Annotated in this window: 20 protein-coding genes, 1 other RNA gene and 1 pseudogene; 7 read left to right on the forward strand and 15 right to left on the reverse strand. The window is 72.0% G+C overall.

Translation table 11 applies throughout. The annotated features are described in order from the left end of the window. The first annotated feature begins 104 nt into the window (after nt 1-104). Both CSC64_RS09635 and CSC64_RS09640 read left to right on the forward strand, forming a co-directional pair. Entirely contained in the window at nt 105-764 is a 660-nt protein-coding gene (locus CSC64_RS09635) for a protein kinase family protein (RefSeq protein WP_162435108.1), read from the forward strand. Nucleotides 765-837: 73 nt separating this feature from the next. Further along, entirely contained in the window at nt 838-1656 is an 819-nt protein-coding gene (locus CSC64_RS09640) for an SDR family oxidoreductase (RefSeq protein ID WP_162435109.1), read from the forward strand. A 13-nt stretch (nt 1657-1669) separates the two neighbouring features. Here the strand turns inward: CSC64_RS09640 and CSC64_RS09645 are convergent, their stop codons facing one another. Further along, nucleotides 1670-2803 (reverse strand): trans-sulfuration enzyme family protein, encoded by a 1134-nt coding sequence (locus CSC64_RS09645; protein ID WP_162435110.1) that lies wholly within the window; start codon nt 2801-2803, stop codon nt 1670-1672. 68 nt (nt 2804-2871) lie between these two features. On the opposite strand from CSC64_RS09645, the gene CSC64_RS09650 reads away from it, so the two are divergent. Further along, the gene (locus CSC64_RS09650) at nt 2872-3309 is read left to right on the forward strand and encodes a VOC family protein (RefSeq protein ID WP_162435111.1); all 438 of its coding nucleotides are present in this window, start codon (nt 2872-2874) and stop codon (nt 3307-3309) included. A 187-nt stretch (nt 3310-3496) separates the two neighbouring features. Next, nucleotides 3497-4744 carry an acetylornithine transaminase gene (locus CSC64_RS09655; RefSeq protein WP_162435112.1) on the forward strand — a complete coding sequence of 416 codons (1248 nt, stop codon included), beginning with the start codon at nt 3497-3499 and terminating at the stop codon, nt 4742-4744. A gap of 199 nt (nt 4745-4943) precedes the next feature. Here CSC64_RS09655 and CSC64_RS09660 read toward each other — a convergent pair whose 3' ends face one another. The 3 genes from CSC64_RS09660 to thiE all read right to left on the reverse strand — a co-directional run bounded on the left by CSC64_RS09660 (nt 4944) and on the right by thiE (nt 7760). Next, entirely contained in the window at nt 4944-5567 is a 624-nt protein-coding gene (locus CSC64_RS09660; protein ID WP_162435113.1) for an HAD-IA family hydrolase, read from the reverse strand. Then, entirely contained in the window at nt 5564-6856 is a 1293-nt protein-coding gene (gene hemL, locus CSC64_RS09665; protein ID WP_162435114.1) for a glutamate-1-semialdehyde 2,1-aminomutase, read from the reverse strand. Before hemL ends, CSC64_RS09660 begins: the two co-directional genes overlap by 4 nt. Nucleotides 6857-7016: 160 nt before the next feature. Further along, nucleotides 7017-7760, reverse strand: coding sequence for a thiamine phosphate synthase (gene thiE, locus CSC64_RS09670; protein ID WP_162435115.1), 744 nt, complete (start codon nt 7758-7760; stop codon nt 7017-7019). Between the two features lie 21 nt (nt 7761-7781). Here thiE and CSC64_RS09675 point away from each other — a divergent pair. Continuing rightward, nucleotides 7782-8020 (forward strand): annotated as a pseudogene (locus tag CSC64_RS09675) (rubredoxin). Between the two features lie 143 nt (nt 8021-8163). Here the strand turns inward: CSC64_RS09675 and CSC64_RS09680 are convergent. The 9 genes from CSC64_RS09680 to CSC64_RS09720 all read right to left on the reverse strand — a co-directional run bounded on the left by CSC64_RS09680 (nt 8164) and on the right by CSC64_RS09720 (nt 14729). Next, the gene (locus CSC64_RS09680; protein ID WP_238389925.1) at nt 8164-9024 is read right to left on the reverse strand and encodes a SirB1 family protein; all 861 of its coding nucleotides are present in this window, start codon (nt 9022-9024) and stop codon (nt 8164-8166) included. Between the two features lie 79 nt (nt 9025-9103). After that, nucleotides 9104-9559: a DUF192 domain-containing protein gene (locus CSC64_RS09685; protein WP_162435117.1), complete on the reverse strand. Its 456-nt coding sequence runs from the start codon at nt 9557-9559 to the stop codon at nt 9104-9106. A gap of 10 nt (nt 9560-9569) precedes the next feature. Continuing rightward, entirely contained in the window at nt 9570-10217 is a 648-nt protein-coding gene (rpiA, locus tag CSC64_RS09690) for a ribose-5-phosphate isomerase RpiA (RefSeq protein WP_162435118.1), read from the reverse strand. Between the two features lie 192 nt (nt 10218-10409). Continuing rightward, nucleotides 10410-10880: an EVE domain-containing protein gene (locus CSC64_RS09695; RefSeq protein WP_162435119.1), complete on the reverse strand. Its 471-nt coding sequence runs from the start codon at nt 10878-10880 to the stop codon at nt 10410-10412. Further along, nucleotides 10877-11476, reverse strand: coding sequence for a 5-formyltetrahydrofolate cyclo-ligase (locus CSC64_RS09700; protein WP_162435120.1), 600 nt, complete (start codon nt 11474-11476; stop codon nt 10877-10879). The genes CSC64_RS09695 and CSC64_RS09700 overlap by 4 nt, the downstream gene beginning before the upstream one ends. Before the next feature lie 145 nt (nt 11477-11621). Next, nucleotides 11622-11804, reverse strand: a non-coding RNA gene (gene ssrS / locus CSC64_RS09705) — 6S RNA. A 113-nt stretch (nt 11805-11917) separates the two neighbouring features. Continuing rightward, nucleotides 11918-12223, reverse strand: a complete 306-nt coding sequence (locus CSC64_RS09710; protein ID WP_162435121.1) for a cell division protein ZapA — start codon at nt 12221-12223, stop codon at nt 11918-11920. Then, the gene (locus CSC64_RS09715) at nt 12220-12444 is read right to left on the reverse strand and encodes a TIGR02449 family protein (protein ID WP_162435122.1); all 225 of its coding nucleotides are present in this window, start codon (nt 12442-12444) and stop codon (nt 12220-12222) included. Before CSC64_RS09715 ends, CSC64_RS09710 begins: the two co-directional genes overlap by 4 nt. A gap of 122 nt (nt 12445-12566) precedes the next feature. Then, nucleotides 12567-14729 carry a putative bifunctional diguanylate cyclase/phosphodiesterase gene (locus CSC64_RS09720; protein ID WP_162435123.1) on the reverse strand — a complete coding sequence of 721 codons (2163 nt, stop codon included), beginning with the start codon at nt 14727-14729 and terminating at the stop codon, nt 12567-12569. A 181-nt stretch (nt 14730-14910) separates the two neighbouring features. Here CSC64_RS09720 and CSC64_RS09725 point away from each other — a divergent pair, with 181 nt between their 5' ends. Next, nucleotides 14911-15459 (forward strand): UPF0149 family protein, encoded by a 549-nt coding sequence (locus CSC64_RS09725; protein ID WP_162435124.1) that lies wholly within the window; start codon nt 14911-14913, stop codon nt 15457-15459. A 4-nt stretch (nt 15460-15463) separates the two neighbouring features. Further along, nucleotides 15464-16789, forward strand: a complete 1326-nt coding sequence (locus tag CSC64_RS09730; RefSeq protein ID WP_162435129.1) for an aminopeptidase P N-terminal domain-containing protein — start codon at nt 15464-15466, stop codon at nt 16787-16789. Nucleotides 16790-16837: 48 nt separating this feature from the next. On the opposite strand, the gene cysK is transcribed toward CSC64_RS09730, so the two are convergent. Both cysK and cobA read right to left on the reverse strand, forming a co-directional pair. Continuing rightward, complete coding sequence (cysK, locus tag CSC64_RS09735) at nt 16838-17797, reverse strand: cysteine synthase A (RefSeq protein WP_162435125.1); 960 nt, start codon at nt 17795-17797, stop codon at nt 16838-16840. A 55-nt stretch (nt 17798-17852) separates the two neighbouring features. After that, a partial coding sequence (gene cobA, locus CSC64_RS09740) for a uroporphyrinogen-III C-methyltransferase (protein WP_238389933.1) occupies nt 17853-18737 on the reverse strand: 885 nt, incomplete at its 5' end.

Genomic DNA, 18737 nt, shown 5'->3' on the forward strand with positions numbered 1-18737 from the left:
GGATTATAGGTGGCCGGCCCGGCCTGCCCGCCCAAGCGGGCCTGAACGGATGTCACGGCAACGCCCTTGCCTTGCGCGGAGGCGGGGCGACCTACAATCACGCCATGCGCGAATCCACGGACACGCACCAGGCCCTGAAATCGGACAGCTTCGGCCAGATCCTGCTGGTGCGCGGGCCGGGATCGGCGCTGATCCGGCGCGACTGGTCGGGCGCGGCATGGTGGGCACGGCCCATCGCGCGCGCGATGGCCCGGCGCGAAGCGCGTGCGTTGCACCAGCTCGCCGGGCTGCCCGCGACGCCGGCCCTGCTCGCCAGTGGCGCGACGCGGCTCGATCGCGGCTACCTCGGCGGCCAGCCCATGTACCTGCGTCCGCCGCGCGGCGACCAGGCCTACTTCCACGCTGCGCGCCGCCTGCTGGCCCAGGTGCATCGCCTGGGCATCGTCCACAACGACCTGGCCAAGGAGGCCAACTGGCTGGTGCTCGACGACGGCACGCCGGCGCTGGTGGATTTCCAGTTGGCCGCGCGCGGCGACCGGCGTTCGCGCTGGATGCGCCTGCTCGCGCGCGAGGACCTGCGCCACCTGCTCAAGCACAAGCGCACCTATTGCCCGGGGGCGCTCACTCCGGTGGAGCGGCGCCTGCTGCTTCGGCGCTCGTGGGTGCGCGAGCTGTGGTTCGCGACCGGCAAGCCGGTGTACCGCTTCGTGACCCGGCGCGTGCTGCACTGGGAAGACAATGAGGGCCGCGGCCCGCGGCCTTGAGCGCGGCCGTCGCGCGCAGCGACAATGTGCCGGCCGGCGCGCGCCGGCCTGCATGCGACAGACGGACGGAACCATGGCGACCTTGGCCGGCAAGACCCTGTTCATCACCGGCGCCTCGCGCGGCATCGGCCTGGCCATCGCCGTGCGCGCGGCACGCGACGGCGCCAACGTGGCCATCGCCGCCAAGTCCTCGGTGCCCAATCCGAAGCTGCCCGGCACCATCCACGACGCGGCCGCGGCGGTAAACGCCGCCGGCGGCCAGGGCCTGGCGCTGAAGTGCGACATCCGCGAGGAAGACCAGGTGCACGCGGCGGTCGCCGCCGCCGTCGACGCCTTCGGCGGCATCGACATCCTGGTCAACAACGCCAGCGCGATCTGGCTGCGCGGCACCCTGGACACGCCGATGAAGCGCTTCGACCTGATGCAGCAGGTCAACGCGCGCGGCAGCTTCCTGTGCGCGCAGGCCTGCCTGCCGCACCTGCTGCAGGCGCCCAACCCGCACATCCTCACCCTGGCGCCGCCGCCGTCGCTGGATCCGAAGTGGTGGGGGCCGCACACCGGCTACACCCTGGCCAAGATGGGCATGAGCTTCGTCACCCTGGGCCTGGCCGCCGAATTCGGGCCGCGCGGCGTGGCGGTCAACGCGCTGTGGCCGCGCACGCTGATCGGCACCGATGCGCTGAACATGATCCCGGGCGTGAGCACCGCCAACGGCCGCAGGCCGGAGATCATGGCCGACGCCGCGCACGCGGTGCTGGTGCGCGAGGCCGCCGGCTTCAGCGGCCGCTTCCTCATCGACGACCAGGTGCTGGCCGAAGCCGGGGTGACCGACCTGTCCGGCTATGCGGTCGATCCTTCGCAGCCGCTGCTGCCGGACCTGTTCCTGGACTGACCGGCGGCGGCGCTCAGCCCAGTGCCTGGGCCAGGTCCTCGACCAGGTCGCGCGGATCCTCCAGCCCCACCGACAGCCGCAGCAGGCCCGGCGGCGACTGCTTCTGCGGCGCCTCGATCGAGGCGCGGTGCTCGACCAGCGATTCGGTCGAACCCAGCGAAGTGGCGTTGGTGAACAACCGCAGCCGCCCGGCGACGTCCAGCGCCGCGTCGCGCCCACCGGCGACCTCGAACGAAAGCATGCCGCCGAAGCCGCCATGCATCTGCCGCGCGGCCACCGCGTGTCCCGGGTGCGAGGCCAGCCCCGGCCAGTGCACCGCCTGCACCCGCGGATGCGACGACAGGTACTCCGCCACCGCGGCGGCGTTGCGGCAGTGGCGCTCGATCCGCACCGGCAGGGTGCGCAGCCCGCGCAGTACCAGCCAGGCGGCGAACGGCGAGGCGGTGTTGCCGGTCTGGCGGCGCAGTTCGTGGCAGGCGGCGGCCAGGCCGTCGTCGGCGGCGAACACCAGCACTCCGCCCATCACGTCGCCGTGGCCGCCCAGGTACTTGGTGGCCGAATGCAGCACGATGTCCGCGCCCAGCGCCAGCGGCTGCTGCAGCACCGGGGTGGCGAAGGTGCCATCGACCAGCAGCCGCGCACCGGCGCCGTGGGCGATGTCGGCCAGCGCGGCGATGTCGCACACCTTCAGCAGCGGGTTGGACGGCGTCTCGGCCCACAGCAGGCGGGTGTCGGGGCCGACCGCCGCGCGCACCGCGTCCAGGTCGGTCATGTCCACCACCGTGTGGCGGATGCCCCAGCGCGCCAGCCACTGCCCGGCCACCGCGCGGTAGCCGAAATAGGTGTCGTCGGCGATCAGCAGTTCGCTGCCCGGCTCCAGCGCCTGCATCAGCGTGGTCCCGGCGGTCATGCCGGTGGCGAAGAACATGCCGCGGGCGCCGCCGTCCAGGCTCGCCAGCACCTGTTCCAGTTGCGCCTGGTTGGGGTTGCCGTAGCGCTGGTACAGGTAGCCCAGCGGAGTGGCCGCGTCGGGCGCGTGCTCGAAGGTGGTGGCCAGCTGCAGCGGCGGCGCCAGCGCGCCGCTGGCGGGATCGGGCGCGACCCCGGCGTGGGCGGCGAGGGTGTCGAAGTGGCGGGTGCGGGTCATGGCGCGGGCGCGGTCGGGGAGTCGGGGCGATAATGCCAGCCGCCGCCTTCCCCCACAGGAGACGCCCGATGAAGTACCTGCACACGATGATCCGGGTCCATGACCTGGAAGCCACCTCCCGCTTCTTCACCGAAGGCCTGGGCCTGCGCCAGACCCGGCGCATGGACAACGAGGCCGGGCGCTTCACCCTGGTCTACTTCGGCGCGCCGGAGAACCCGGAGGCGGAAGTCGAACTGACGTACAACTGGCCGCCGGCCGACGGCTCGCCGCCGGAGGACTACGGCAGCGCGCGCAACTTCGGCCACCTGGCCTTCCAGGTCGACGACATCTACGCGCTGTGCGCGCACCTGCAGTCGCTGGGCGTGACCATCAACCGGCCGCCGCGCGACGGCCGCATGGCCTTCGTCCGCACCCCGGACCTGGTCTCGATCGAGCTGCTGCAGAAGGGCGCGGCGTTGCCCCCGGCCGAGCCGTGGGTGTCGATGTCCAACACCGGCAGCTGGTGAAGCGCGGCCGCGCGCGCGCCACGCTGCGCCGCGGCCTTCGCCCGTAGAGCGGGGCTTGCCCCGCTGCCACGGCCGGACACATGGCGTGCGGGCGGGGAAGCAGCCGGGCAAGCCCGGCTCTACGCGGGGAGGCGATAATGGCGCGGCCGGCGACCGTCGGCGCCCTTCCCGGACACCTGCCACCGCCATGAACGAAACGACGTTGCCCGCCGGCGATACCGCCGCGCTGCTGGACCTCGGCCACCGCTACTATCTGCCGGTCTACCGCCCGCGCGAGCTGGTGCTGGAGCGGGGCCAGGGCTCGCGGCTGTGGGACAGCGAGGGCCGCGAGTACGTCGATTTCGCCGCCGGCATCGCGGTCTGCGGCCTGGGCCACAACGATCCGGAGCTGCATGCGGCGCTGGTCGAGCAGGCAGGCAGGTTGTGGCATACCAGCAACGTGTTCTTCAGCGAGCCGCCGCTGCGCCTGGCCGAAGAACTGGTGCAGGCCTCGCGCTTCGCCGAGCGCGTGTTCCTGTGCAACTCCGGCGCCGAGGCCAACGAAGCGGCGATCAAGCTGGTGCGCAAGTGGGCCGCGTCGCAGGGACGGCCGCCGCAGCAGCGGGTGATCGTCACCTTCCGCGGCAGCTTCCACGGCCGCACGCTCGCCGCGGTCACCGCCACCGCGCAGCCGAAGTACCAGGAAGGCTACGAGCCGCTGCCCGGCGGTTTCCGCTACGTCGACTTCAACGACATCACCCAGCTGGAAACGGCGATGGCCGCCGGCGACGTGGCCGCGGTGATGCTCGAACCGGTGCAGGGCGAGGGCGGAGTGATGCCGGCCGCGTCGGGTTTCCTGCAGCAGGTGCGCGCGCTGTGCGACCACCATGGCGCGCTGCTGGTGCTGGACGAGATCCAGGCCGGCATGGGCCGCACCGGCACCCTGTTCGCGCACTGGCAGGACGGCGTGGTGCCGGACATCGTCCCCCTGGCCAAGGCGCTCGGTGGCGGCTTCCCGATCGGGGCGATGCTGGCCGGGCCGAAGGTGGCGCAGGCGATGCAGTTCGGCGCGCACGGCACCACTTTCGGCGGCAATCCGCTGGCGGCGGCGGTGGCGCGGGTGGCGCTGCGCAGGATCGCTTCGCCGCAGATCGCGGCGAACGTGTCGCGGCAGTCGCACGCACTGCGCGAAGGACTGCTGGCGATCGGCGTGGAGTTCGACCTGTTCGAACAGGTGCGCGGCCGCGGGCTGATGCTCGGCGCGGTGCTGAAGCCGGCTTATGCCGGCCGCGCCGGCGAGATCCTCGACCACGCCGCCGCACATGGGCTGCTCCTGCTGCAGGCCGGCCCGGACGTGCTGCGGCTGGTGCCCGCATTGAACATCACCGATGCCGATGTGGCCGAAGGGCTGCAACGCCTGCGCGCGGCGGTGGCGGCCTTCACCGCGCCCGCCTGAGCCGCGATCCCGTCCGCCCGGCGAAAAAACCGGCGCCCGCGCTTCCCTGTAGGAGCCCACTTCAGGGGGCGACCCGACGCACGCAAGGAAAGCGGTGTTCAACGCGTGGCTCCGGAAACGCCGCGTTGAACATCGCTGCTTTCCAGCGACCGGGGGTCGCCCCCTGAAGTGGGCTCCTACAAGAGCAACAGCGTTGCGGTCATGGCAGCAGGCGGTGGCGCCTGAGGACGCGGCCGAGCGCGCGTGCGTCGCGCGCGGTGTCGGCCTGCAGTCCCGCCTGGCGCGCGCCCTGCACGTTGGCGAACAGGTCGTCCACGAACAGCACCTGCGCCGCCGGCATCGCGAAATGTTCCAGCGCCGCGGCGAACGCCGCCGCTTCGGGCTTGCGCGCACCCAGCGCGCCGCTGCACAGCACCCTGCCTTCCAGCGCCGGGAACAGCGGCGCCACGATGGTGCGCATGGCTTCGGCCATCAGCGCACCGTTGTTACTGAGCACGCCGACCGGCGTGTGCGCGGCCACCGCCAGCACCTGTTCGAGCACGCGCGGGTCGGCGCGGTTGCCCGCAACGCGCGAGGCGATCCAGCAGGCCTCGTCGACCGGCCGGCCCAGGCCCTCGCCGAGCCGGCGCAGGTAGGTGGCGGTGTCGATGTGCCCGCTGTCGTACCCGGTCTCCAGTCCCGAGGCGAACAGCACCTCGGCCACGCGTGCCGGTTCGCAGCCGGCGTGGGCGGCCAGGTGGGCGATCCGGTCGGCGTGCGAGTAGTGCGCCAGGACCCCGTCGAAATCCAGCAACAACAGGCGCGGGCGCACCGCGGCGGTCATCCGCGGGCGACGTCCCCGAACGCACCGCGTGCGGCTTCGATCGTGGCCGCGATCACCACCTCGTCATGCGCACTGGACAGGAACCCGGCCTCGTACGCCGACGGCGCCAGGAACACCCCGCGTTCGAGCATGGAGTGGAAGAAGCGGTTGAACGCGGCGGTGCCGCAGGCGGTGGCCTGGGCGGAGGTCTCCACCTTCTCCGGGGTGAAGAACAGGCCGAACATCGCGCCGACGCAGGTGGTGGTGACCGCCACGCCAGCCTCGCGCGCGGCCGCCTCCAGGCCTTCGCACAGCGCCGCGGTGGCCGCGGCGAGCCGGTCGTGGAAACCCGGCGCCTGGATCAGTTCGAGCATGGCCAGGCCGGCGGCCATCGCCACCGGATTGCCGCTCAGCGTGCCGGCCTGGTAGATCGGGCCGGCCGGGGAGATCTGCTGCATCAGTTCGCGGCGGCCGCCGTAGGCACCCACCGGCATGCCGCCGCCGATGATCTTGCCGAAGGTGGTCAGGTCCGGAACGATGCCGTAATGCGCCTGAGCGCCGCCGAGGGCGACGCGGAAACCGGTCATCACTTCGTCGAAGATCAGCAGCGCGCCATGCTTCGTGCACAGTTCGCGCAGGTGCTGCAGGTAGCCTTCGCGCGGCGGGATGCAGTTGGCATTGCCGACCACCGGCTCGATGATCAGCGCGGCGATCTCGCCGCCGATCTCCTCGAACAGTTTCGTCGCGCCCTCGAAATCGTTGTAGCTCAGGGTGGTGGTCAGCTCGCTCAGCCCGGCCGGCACGCCGGGCGAGGTCGGCACGCCCAGGGTCAGCATGCCGCTGCCGGCCTTGACCAGGAACGAGTCGCCGTGGCCGTGGTAGCAGCCCTCGAACTTGACGATGCGCTGGCGGCCGGTGGCGCCGCGCGCCAGCCGGATCGCCGACAGCGTGGCCTCGGTGCCGGAGTTGACCATGCGCACCATTTCGCACGACGGCACCAGCCGGGTGATGGTCTCGGCCATGGTCACCTCGGCCGGGCACGGCGCGCCGAACGACAGGCCGTTGCCGATGGCTTCGGCGACCGCTTCGCGCACCTCCGGGTGGTTGTGGCCGACGATCATCGGCCCCCAGGAACCGACGTAGTCGATGTAGCGGTTGCCGTCGACGTCGTACAGGTACGGCCCGTCCGCGCGCTGGACGAAGAACGGCTCGCCGCCCACCGACTTGAACGCGCGCACCGGCGAGTTGACCCCGCCGGGCAGCAGCCGCTGCGCGCGGGAGAACAGTTCGTGGGAGCGGTCGTGGTTCATGGGGGAGGTCCTGCGCGGCGGGAAACCCCTATTGTAGGAGCTCCCTTCAGGGGCGATCCGGTGGAGGTGGAGGAAACGGTGTTCAACGCAGCCGCTCCGGAAGGGGCGCGTTGAGTGCGGCGCCTATGGACGTCGTCGGGTCGCCCCCTGAAGTGGGTTCCTACAGGGGGAAGCAGCGCAGGTAGGCGTGGAGGGCGGCGACCGGGTTGGGGGCGTCGAACACGCCGCCGACCACCGCCAGCAGGTCGGCGCCGGCTTCCACCAGCGGCGCGGCATTGTCCGGGGTGATCCCGCCGATGGCCACGCGCGACACGCCCAGCACGGCGGCCTCGCGCAGCAGCGCGGGCGTGGCCCGGCGCGTGGTGGCCTTGGTCGTGGTCGGGAAGAAGGCGCCGAAGGCGACGTAGCTGGCGCCGGCGGCGACCGCGCGCCGCGCCAGTTCCAGGTCGTCGTAGCAGGAAGCGCCGAGGATCGCGCCGTCGCCCAGCCGCGCGCGCGCGGCGGCGATGTCGCCGTCGTCCTCGCCCAGATGCGCGCCGGCGGCGCCCACGGCCTGTGCCAGGGCGGCATCGTCGTTGACCAGCAGCGGCACCCCGGCGCGCGAGCACAGCGCCTGCAGGGCGAATGCCTGCTCGTGCCTGAGCGCGGCGCCGGCGGCCTTGTTGCGGTACTGCAGCCAGGTCACGCCCTCGCCGAGCAGCGGTGCCACCCGGGCGAGCAGGCGCGCGGTATCGGCCTCGTCGGGAGTGATCAGGTACAGGCCCCGTGCCGCACGCGCGGCGGACGCAGGCGACGCGGTGGCCGCACCGGCGGCGCTGTCGGCACCGGATGCGCCGGACGGGCCAGACGCGGCGGCGGTCACGTCGGCTGCGGTGGCCGGGGATGGGGCCCGGGATCGACTCATGGAGGATTTCCTGCGTGCTGCCTGCGGTGGGACAATGCGCTCCCGCACCTGTCCGATGCCCGCATTATCCGATGAACGCCGCCGACTCCACCCCCTATCGCAGCTGGATGTGCGTGGTCTGCGGCTTCACCTACGACGAGGCCGAGGGCCTGCCCGAGGAAGGCATCGCCCCGGGCACGCGCTGGGAAGACATCCCCGACACCTGGACCTGCCCCGACTGCGGCGTGACCAAGTCCGACTTCGAGATGGTGGCCTTGTAGGAGCCCACTTCAGGGGGCGACCCGGTTGCGCTGGAAGGCACCGCATTCAGCGCGCAGCCGCTGGAGCGGCCGCCTTGAGCGTGGCTGCGTTCGGGCGTCGTGGGGTCGCCCCCTGAAGTGGGCTCCTACAGGAAGCGGGCGGCTCAGTGCAGCGCGGTGCGGGTGCCGGCGGCGTCGATCAGGCGTTCGCGGATGGCGTCGGCGTCGGCTGCCTCGGGGGCCAGTTCCAGGTAGCGGCCCAGGTCGTGGCGGGCGCCGGACAGGTGGTCCAGTTCCAGGTAGGCCAGGCCGCGGTCACGCAGCGCTTCGGGCTGCTCCGGGGTCAGCTTGAGCACCCGGTCGGCGCTGCGCGCAGCGCGGTCCCACTGCTGCGTCTCGGCGTACAGGCCGTGCAGGTTGCGCAGCACCCGCACCAGGATCGCGCGGTGCGGCGCCGGGCTCAGGATCTGCGCCAGCACGCCGTCGTCCGGGGTTTCGCCCAGGTGCGGCTTGGCGCGTTCGCGCAATTCTTCCACCGCCAGCGGGCGGCCGCCGTTGAACGGGTCCATCACCAGCAGGCCGCCGTCCACCGGCAGTCGCACCAGAAAATGGCCGGGGAAGGACACGCCGTCCAGCGGGATGCCCAGCCGCCGCGCGACTTCCATCTGCACCATCGCCAGCGAGATCGGGTTGCCCAGGCGCCGGTCCAGCACCTGGTTGAGGTAGCTGTTGCGCGGGTCGTAGTACTCGTCGTGGTTGCCGCTGTAGCCCAGTTCGTCGAACAGGTGGCGGTTGATCGCGGCCATCTTCAGCGGTTGCGCGTCGATGGCGGCGACCTCGCCGCGCAGGTGGTCGGCGTGGGCCTGCACGAGCGCCTCGTAGGGCCGCGGGTCGAGGTCGGGGTATTCGTCGCGGGCGATCAGCAGGGCCGCGGGCAACAGCGGCAGCGAGTCGTCGTCCAGCGTGGCGAAGGTGCTCCAGTCGAGCATGTTCCAGTCGGGCAGTGGCGCTACATCGGTCCCCATGCCACAAGACTGGGGCCGCCGCGCGCGACAATCAAGCCCCGCGGCGACCGCGCATCGGCGGTGGCGCGCGCAGGTCGGTTCAGCCGCCGGGCGCGGCGGGGATACCCGGGCCGAAGTGCAGCTCGGCGCCGTCTTCCAGGCCCAGGCGCGCGGCCTGGCCGGCGTTGAGTTCCAGCACGTAGCGCGCCGGGCCGCGGCTCGGGTACGGCGGGCAACGGTCGCCGGCCGAGCACGGCGGCACGTCGCGCTGCTGCGACACCAGCCGGCGTTCGCTGTCGAAGTAGAGGATGTCCAGCGGGATCTGGGTGTTCTTCATCCAGTACGCCTGCCGCTCCTCGCGCTCGTGCAGGAACAGCATGCCGTGGTCGGCGGGCATGGCGTCGCGGAACATCAGCCCGCGCGCGCGCTCGGCGTCGTCGTCGGCCACCTCGACCTTGAAGCGTTCGCCACTGATCTCGACCCACGGCGTGCGCGCGGAAGCGCAGGCGCTGAGGAGCAGCAGGAGGGGCAGGCCGAGCAGGCGGGAGAGGCGCATGGGAGTCGGCTCAGAGCACTTTCGGAGGTTCGCCGCCGATGATGACGATGTCGGCGGGGCGGCGGGCGAACAGGCCGACGCTGACCACGCCGGGGATCTGGTTGAGTTCGGTTTCCATGCCCACCGGGTCGGTGATCGACAGGTTGTGCACGTCCAGGATCCAGTTGCCGTTGTCGGTGACCACGCCGTCGCGCCATACCGGCTGGCCGCCGGTGAGGGCGAGGATGCGGCGGGCGACCAGGCTGCGCGCCATCGGGATGACTTCCACCGGCAGCGGGAAGCGGCCCAGCACCGGCACCTGCTTGGCCGGGTCGACGATGCAGACGAAGGTGTCGGCGGCCTCGGCGATGATCTTCTCGCGGGTCAGCGCGGCGCCGCCGCCCTTGATCAGGCGCTTGTGCGGATCGCATTCGTCGGCGCCGTCCACGTACAGCTTCAGCGGGCCGGCGGCGTTGGCGTCGAGCACTTCGATGCCCAGCGCCTTCAGCCGCGTGGTGCTCTGCTCGGAACTGGACACCGCGCCGGCGATGCGGTCGCGGATGCGGCCGAGCGCGTCGATGAAGTAGGCGACGGTCGAACCGGTGCCGACGCCGACGATCATGCCGTCTTCCACGTAGTCGATGGCCTTCTCGCCGGCCAGGCGCTTGGCTTCACTCATCGGTCTGTTCCCGTGTATTCCTGGTTTGCATTGTAGGAGCCCACTTCAGGGGGCGACCCGACGACGCCGGCAAGCCACCACTTTCAACGCGCCCCCTCCGGAGACGTCGCATTGCAACGCCGCTGCGCCAGACTCCTTCGGGTCGCCCCTGAAGTGGGCTCCTGCAAAAGGGCGGGGTGTCGCGGCGGGGGGTCATTCCAGCGACAGCAGCAGTTTCCACTGCGCGGCGGTCACCGGGAACACCGAGAGGCGGCTGCCGCGGGCGACCAGGGGGAAGGCTTCGCCCAGTTCGTCGGCATGGCGCTTGATTTCCTCCAGTGCGATGGTGCGCCCGAGCTTGCGCTCGAATTTCACGTCGACCAGGAACCAGCGCGGCTGCTCGCGGGTGGCCTTGGGGTCGAAGTAGTGCGACTTCGGGTCGAACTGGGTCTCGTCCGGATAGGCAGGGCTGGCCACGCTGGCCACGCCGGCGATGCCCGGCACCTGGGTGTTGGAGTGGTAGAACAGCACGCCGTCGCCGACCTTCATGCCGTCGCGCATGAAGTTGCGCGCCTGGTAGTTGCGCACGCCGTTCCACGGCTCGGTGCCGACGCGCTCGAGGTCGTCGATGGAGAAGGCGTCCGGCTCGGACTTCATCAGCCAGTAGCGCTTGCGGGCGGTCATGCAGGATCGGTCTCGCGGCGGTGTCGTGGGAACAGGGTGTCGGCCTCGGTGCAGATCGCGTCGGGCAGCACGTCCCAGTCGGCCGCGTCCAGCGCGGGCACCTGCTGGGCGGAGAAGCCGGCGCCGACCAGCCACGGCGGCGCGCCGCGATCGCGCCGGAACGCGAAGCTGCGATCATACCAACCGCCCCCCATGCCCAGCCGCTGGCCGCATGCGTCGAAGCCGACCAGCGGCATCACCACCAGCGCCAGTTCGTCGGCGCACAGGCCGGAGGCCGGTTCGACCTCCGGCTCGGGGATGCCGTAGCGGTTGGTCACCAGCGGATCGCCCGCGCGCCACGGCGCGAAGCGCAGCAGGTCGCCGTGCAGCAGCGGCAGGCAGTACACCAGGCCGGGCGGCAGGCGCAGCTGCAGCACGTGCAGGCCGATCTCGCCGTCCATGGCCCAGTAGCCGGAGACGTAGCCTTCGCGCGGCAGGAACGGCAGCGCGAGGATGCGCTGCGCCAGCGCTTCGGCGCCGGCGATGCGCGCGGCGGCGGGCAGTGCGCGGCGGCGCTGGCGCAGTTCGCGGCGCAGGATGTCGCGGGGCTGGTTCATCGGCCGTCGGAAAGGTGGCGGAAACGCATGATCGCGGACCCGCGCGCCCTCGCCAAGCAGGTGGGCTGTGCTTCCTGCGCGACCGTCTTGTCACCCAGGCCCGGAAACGACAACGCCTCCCGGAGGAGGCGTTGTCTGGAAGAAGGCATTCTCCACCATGCCGATGCGGCGAAACGACCTTGAACCCGAGGTCCAAGTGGGAACGCTTGGGGACTTTCGGGCTTCCCGCTGCATGGCGGACTTGCACACCCGGTCCCGTCGCATCCCCGGTGTCGTTTTTAAGGGACAAGGCGAATGTTTTGCCAGCTGTCGCACACGGCAGAGAACGCGAGGTGATTATAGCGCCCGTGCCGGGACTTCCCAGCCCGCAGGACGCAGTCTTCGAAGATATCGGCAATGCACGGTTCAGCGACGCAAGACGCCGCCTATGGCCGCGCGCATTCAGCCGGTGCTGGCGCCGAGCAGACCGTCCAGGCGCCGGTTGAGTGCATCGAGCGTGCCGGACAGTTCGCGCTGCTGCGCGTCGCGCTCCTGGCGCAGCTGCTGCACTTCGTGGGCCAGGTTCAGCGCGGCCAGCACCGCGATGCGGTCCACCGCGACCATGCGGTTGTTGCCGCGCAGCTCGCGCATGCGCGCGTCGAGCAGGCGCGCGGCGGCGACCAGGCCGTCGCGTTCGTCGGCGCTCACGCCGACGGTGTATTCGCGGTCGAGGACGCGGACGCTGACCGGTTCGTTGCCGCCGCTCACGTGTGCTGCTCCAGCGACTTCAGCCGCGCGATCATCGCCTCGACCCGCGAACGCGCCTGCTCGTTCTTGTTGAGCAGTTGCGCGCGCTCGCCGAACAGCTGCTCCTGCTGCTGGCGCAGGCTGCGGTTCTCGTCGGCCAGGCGCTGGCAGCGTTCGGCCAGCGCTTCGATCCGCGCGGCGAGCGCACGGAGCTGGGCGAGGGCGTCGGCGGAAGGATCCATGGCGGCCACGATAGGCAGCGGCCGGCGACCCGGTCAAGGGCGCCACGCTGCAGCGACGGCGTCGGCGGGTCCTCGCCGGCAGCCGCCGGCGCGTTCCGGCGCGTTCCGGCGCGGCAAGCCGGTCAGGCAGGCACGGCGGGCACGGCGACCGGCCTGGACAGGAACGCCAGGCATTCGTCGCGCTCCATCGCCGCGGCGATGTAGTGGCCCTGGATCTCGTCGCAGCCGTGTTCGCGCAGGAACTGCAGCTGGCCGGCGGTCTCCACCCCTTCGGCGACCACGGTGAGCTGCAGCGAGTGGCCCATGGCGATGACGGTGCTGGTGATCGCCTCGTCGTCCGGGTCGCGGGTCAGGTCGCCGACGAACTCCTGGTCGATCTTCAGCGTGGTCAGCGGCAGCCGCTTGAGGTAGGCCAGCGAGGAGTAGCCGGTGCCGAAGTCGTCCACCGCCACGCCCACGCCGAGGATCCGGCAGGCGTGCAGCACGCTGGCGCTGCGGCCGACGTTGGCCATGATCGCGCTCTCGGTCAACTCCAGCTCCAGCTGGCCGGAGGCCACCCCGGTCTCGGCCAGGATCCGCGCCAGGGTGGAGGCCAGGTCGCCGCGCAGCAGCTGGATCGCGGAGACATTGACCGACATCTGCATCCAGTCCAGCCCGGCCTCGTGCCACTGGCGCAGGGTGGTGCAGGCTTCCTTGAGCACCCATTCGCCGATCTCCAGGATCAGCCCGGTGTCCTCGGCCAGCGGGATGAACTGGTCCGGCGGGATGGCGCCGAACTCGGGGTTGCGCCAGCGCAGCAGCGCCTCGGCGCCGACCACGCGCTGCTGGTGCAGCGAATAGCGCGGCTGGTAGACCAGCGCCAGTTCGCCGCGCTCGACCACCCGGCGCAGCAGGCCAGCCAGGGTGGCGCGGCGGCGGGTGGCCTCGTCCATCGACGCCGAGTACACCTGCCAGGTGCGGCGGCCGGCGGCCTTGGCCTGGTACATGGCGGTGTCGGCGTGCTTGAGCAGTTCGGTGGGGACCTGGGCGTGGTCCGGGAACAGGCTGATGCCGATCGAGGGCGAGACGGTGATCTCGTGGTGCTCGTCCAGCGCCAGCGGCAGGGAGAACGCCTCGATCACCCGGCGGGCCACGTTCTCGGCCTCTTCCGGCGCGTCCAGGCCTTCCAGGACCACGGTGAACTCGTCGCCGCCCAGGCGCGCGACCGTGTGCTGCGGCCCGACCGCGTGCTGCACCCGTTCGGCCGCCGCGCGCAGGACCCGGTCGCCGGTGGCGTGGCCGAGCGAGTCGTTGACGTCCTTGAACCGGTCCAGGTCCAGGAACAGCACCGCCACGTGGCCGCCCTCGCGGCGCGCACGCACGATCGCCCGCGCCAGGCGTTCGGACAGCAGCGAGCGGTTGGGCAGGCTGGTCAGCGCGTCGTAGTTGGCCAGGTAGCGCAGCTCCTGCTCGGCGCGCTTCTGCTCGGTGATGTCGCTGAGCACGACGACGTGGAAATTGACCTCGCCGCCGGCGTCGGCGATGCCGTTGTGCTTGACGTGGCAGAGGATCTCCTCGCCGTCGCGGCGGGTCATCCACACGTTGCCCTGCCAGTGCTGGCGGCCGGGCTCGTGGCGCAGGGGGCCGCCGCGGCCGTCCGAATCGCTGTCGAGCATGGAGAACGGCCGGCCCAGCGCCTCCACGTCGCTGTAGCCGGTGATCTGGCTGAAGGCCGGGTTGGCCGCGACGAAGTGCATGTCGCGGTCCAGCACCGCCACCGCCTCGCTCATGCTGCGCAGCACCTCGCTGGCGATGCGCCGCTCGGCGTCGGCATGGCGGTTGGCGGTGGTGTCGCGGGCGGTGCCGGCCGGGCGGCGCGGGCGTCCCAGCGCATCGCGCTGCACGGTGCGGCCGTGCACGCGCATCCACACCCAGTTGCCGTCGCCGTCCGGGTCGACCCGGTGCTCGGAATTGAACAGCGGCTCGTCGCCGCGCAGGTGCGCGCGCAGGCGCCGGCGCAGGCCGGGGCGGTCGTGCGGGTGGACCAGGGGCAGCGTGGCCTGGCGGCTGGTCACCGCCAGGCCCAGGTCGCCGCCGGTCTCGTCGGCGTGCAGCAGGTGCAGTTCGCGGCGGTCCAGGTCGAAGTCCCAGAACTGCTCGCCCGAGCCCCACAGGGCCACGGTCAGGTGTTCCTCGCGTGCCTGCAGGGCCTCGTGCTGGCGCTGGTGGCTGCTGCGCCAGCGCCAGCTCATCAGCAGCACCGCCAGCAGCAGCGCGCAGGCGATCGCCATCAGCGCGGCGATCATGGGCGCGCTTCCTGGCGGGGTCGTGCCTGGCGGTATCGCACGGCGACGTCGGGCATGGCTGACCGGCAGGGTGGGCGATCCTCACGAGTGTAGGCATGGCGGGGGAACCTTCACAAGCGGCCGCGGCGGAGCGGTTGCTACACTTCATAGGTTGTCCCTGCCATCGAGTCCGCTTTCCGCCATGAGCCAGCTGCCCGCCATCGAGGAAGTCGCCGACGCCAGCCGCACGCTCGGACTGGGCGCCGGCGCCGCCGAACTGCATGGCGGGCTGTGCGGCTGGCTGGCCGGCGGAGGCGAGGACACGCCGGGATGGCTGGCGAAGGTGCTGGCCGACGACGCTGTACCGGCGCCCGCGCCGGGCAGTGCGCTGGACCGGCTGCGCCAGGCCTCGGCCGTGCAGCTGGGCGACGGCGAGTTCTCCTTCGAGCTGCTGCTCGGCGACGAAGGCATGCCGCTGCGCGAGCGCGCGCAGGCGCTGTTCGACTGGTGCCGCGGTTTCCTCGGCGGATTCGGCCTGGCCGCCGGCGCGCAGCCGCCGCTGTCGGAAGAGGGCGCCGAGGCGCTGCAGGACCTGGCCCGGCTGGCCGGCGCCAGCGTGCAGGACATCGACGAGGACGAAGAGGAGGACGAGGCGGCGCTGTCCGAACTGGAGGAATTCGTCCGCGTCGCGGTGCTGCTGCTGCACGGCGACTGCGTGCTCGGCCCGCGCCACCGCCGCAGCCTGAACTGACATGCTGCGCGGCCTCACCGGCATCTCCGCCGCCGAATACGCGCGCCGCCGCCGCCAGCTGATGCGCATGGCCGGCGAGGACGCGATCCTGGTCCTGCCGGCCGCGCCGGTGCGCGTGCGCAGCCACGACACCCACTATCCGTACCGGCAGGACTCCGACTTCTGGTACCTGTGCGGCTTTCCCGAGCCGGAGGCGGTGCTGGTGCTGGTGCCCGGCCGCAGGCATGGCGAGGCCCTGCTGTTCTGCCGCGAGCGCGATCCGGAGCGCGAAGGCTGGGACGGCCCGCGCGCCGGCCAGGAGGGCGCGGTCGATGGCTTCGGCATGGACGACGCCTATCCGATCGACGACCTCGACGAGATCCTGCCAGGGCTGCTGGAAGGGCGCTCGCGGGTCTACTACCACTTCGGCCGCGACGCCGAGTTCGACCTCAAGCTGATCGGCTGGGTCAACCGGGTGCGCGCGCAGGTGCGCCACGGCGCGCAGCCGCCGCACGAGTTCCTCGAGCTGGGCCACCTGCTGCACGAGCAGCGCCTGTTCAAGTCGAAGGACGAGATCCGGCTGATGGAGAAGGCCGCGGCGATCAGCGTGCGCGCGCACCAGGCGGCGATGCGCGCGGCGCGGCCGGGGATCCACGAGTACGAACTGCAGGCCGAGCTGGAACGGGTGTTCCGCGCCGCCGACGCCTGCCCGGCGTACGGCAGCATCGTCGGCGCCGGCGCCAACGGCTGCGTGCTGCATTACGTGGCCAACGCGGCCAAGGCCAGGGACGGCGACCTGGTCCTGATCGACGCCGGCGCCGAATACCGCAACTACGCCGCCGACATCACCCGCACCTTCCCGGTGAACGCCCGCTTCTCGAAGGAACAGCGCGCGCTGCACGACCTGGTCGGCGCGGCGCAGGCGGCGGCGCTGGCGCAGGCGCGGCCCGGGGTGCCGTTCGCGGCGATGCACGAGGCGGCGGTCGAGGCACTGACCGAAGGCCTGCTCGGGCTGGGGCTGCTCAAGGGCAGCCTGGAGAAGAACATCGCCGAAGGCCACTACAAGCGCTTCTACCGGCACAAGAGCGGGCACTGGCTGGGGCTGGACGTGCACGACGTGGGCGACTACCGGATCGACGGCGAGTCGCGGCTGCTGGAGCCGGGGATGGTGCTGACCATCGAGCCGGGGCTGTACGTGGGCGCGGACGAGAAGTCGGTGCCGGCGAAGTGGCGCGGCATCGGCATCCGCACCGAGGACGACGTGCTGGTCACCGCCGGGGGCCACCGCGTGCTCACCGCCGGCCTGGCCCGCTCGGCCGACGAGATCGAGGCGTTCATGGCGGCGGGCTGAGTGGAGCAGCGGGGCAAGCCCCGCTCCACGGAAGCCCACCGTGTCCGGTCAGCCCAGCGACGCCAGCCACTCGTCGTCCGAGCCGTCGTTGACGCCTTCGAACAGCGGCGTCGAGAAATAGCGCTCGCCGGTGTCCGGCAGTACCGCCAGCAGCACCGAGCCCTTGGGCGCATCGGCGGCCACCTTCAGCGCGGCGGCGACAGTGGCGCCGGAAGACAGGCCGACGAAGATGCCTTCCTCGGTCGACAGCCGGCGCGCGGTGGCGATGGCCTCCTCGTCGGCCACAGTGACGATCTGGTCGGCGACCTCGCCGTTGAGAACCTGCGGCAGGAAGTCCGGGGTCCAGCCCTGGACCTTGTGCGGCTTCCACTCGTTGCCGCCCAGCAGCGAAGCGTTGGCCGGCTCGGCGGCGGTGATCCGCACTTCCGGGCGGGCCACCTTCAGTACCTCGCCCACGCCGGTCAGGGTGCCACCGGTACCCCAGCCACTGACGAAGTGGTCGAGCCGGCGGCCGGCGAAGTCGCGCAGGATCTCGGCGGCGGTGGTCTGGCGGTGGTAGGCCGGGTTGGCCGGATTGGCGAACTGGCTGGCCAGGAACCAGCCATGCTTCTTCGCCAGTTCCTCGGCCCTGCGGACCATGCCGGTACCGCGCTCGGCGGCGGCGGTCAGGATCACCTTGCCGCCGTAGGCACGGATCAGCTTGCGGCGCCCGGCCGAGAAGGTCGCGGTCATCACCGCCACGAACCGGTAGCCGCGCGCGGCGGCGACCGCGGCCAGGGCCACGCCGGTATTGCCTGAAGTCGCCTCGACGATGGTGTCGCCGGGCTTGAGCAGGCCCTTGGCCTCGGCGTCGAGCACGATCGCCAGGGCCAGGCGGTCCTTGACCGAGCCGGCGGGGTTGAAGGCCTCGACCTTCGCGTACAGCTCCACGTGCGCCGGGGCGACGCGGTGCAGCTTGACGACCGGGGTGCGGCCGATGGTGTCGAGGAGGCTGTCGTAGATGGCCATGGGAGGTTCCGGTTGGGGCGGGAGTGAAGGAAGGCGGGAGGGGGTAGCAATGCGGTCAGGCGGCGCGGGCCAGTGGCGGTTTGGCCGCCGACGCAGCCAGCGGGGCGGCGCCGAACCAGTGCAACTGCCCGGCCAGCGCAGCCACCTCGCCCAGGATCAGCAGCGCCGGCGAGGCGACGGCATGGGCGCGGGCGGTCTCGGCCAGGTCGTCGAGGGTGCCGGTGATCACCCGCTGTTCCGGGCGCGAGCCGTTCTCGACCAGGGCGAACGGGGTGGACGGGGCGCGACCGGCGGCGAGCAGGCGCTCGCGCAGGCGTTCCAGGCCGGCCACGCCCATGTACACGGCCAGGGTCTGGCGTTCCTGCGCCAGCGCGTCCCAGTCGAGCACGTCCACGCTGTCGCGGCAGTGCGCGGTCAGCAGGCGCACCGACTGGGCGTGGTCGCGGTGGGTCAGCGGGATCCCGGCGTAGGCGGCGCAGGCCACCGCGGCGGTGATCCCGGGGACCACCCGGTAGGGGATGCCGTGCGCGCGCAGGAACTCCAGTTCCTCGCCGCCGCGGCCGAACACGAACGGATCGCCGCCCTTGAGCCGGACCACGCGGCGGCCGGCGCGGGCGTGTTCCAGCATCAGCGCGTGGATGTCCTGCTGCGGTGTGCTGTGGTCGCCGGCCGACTTGCCCGTTTCCACCCGCAGCGCCGCCGGGTTGGCCAGGGCCAGCACGCCGGCGCCGACCAGGCGGTCGTGCAGGACCACCTCGGCCGCCTCCAGCGCGCGCAGGGCGTGCAGGGTCAGCAGTCCCGGGTCGCCCGGGCCGGCGCCGACCAGGGCGACGCTGCCCGGAGACAGGTCGGACAGGTCGAAGCCGGTGGCGGGGGCGGCGGGCAGGCTCACGGCAGGGGCTGGGTCTTCTACCCAATTTCGAGCGCACGTGAACCCTGG

This window comes from Pseudoxanthomonas koreensis (genome assembly GCF_010093225.1).
GTDB lineage: Bacteria > Pseudomonadota > Gammaproteobacteria > Xanthomonadales > Xanthomonadaceae > Pseudoxanthomonas > Pseudoxanthomonas koreensis.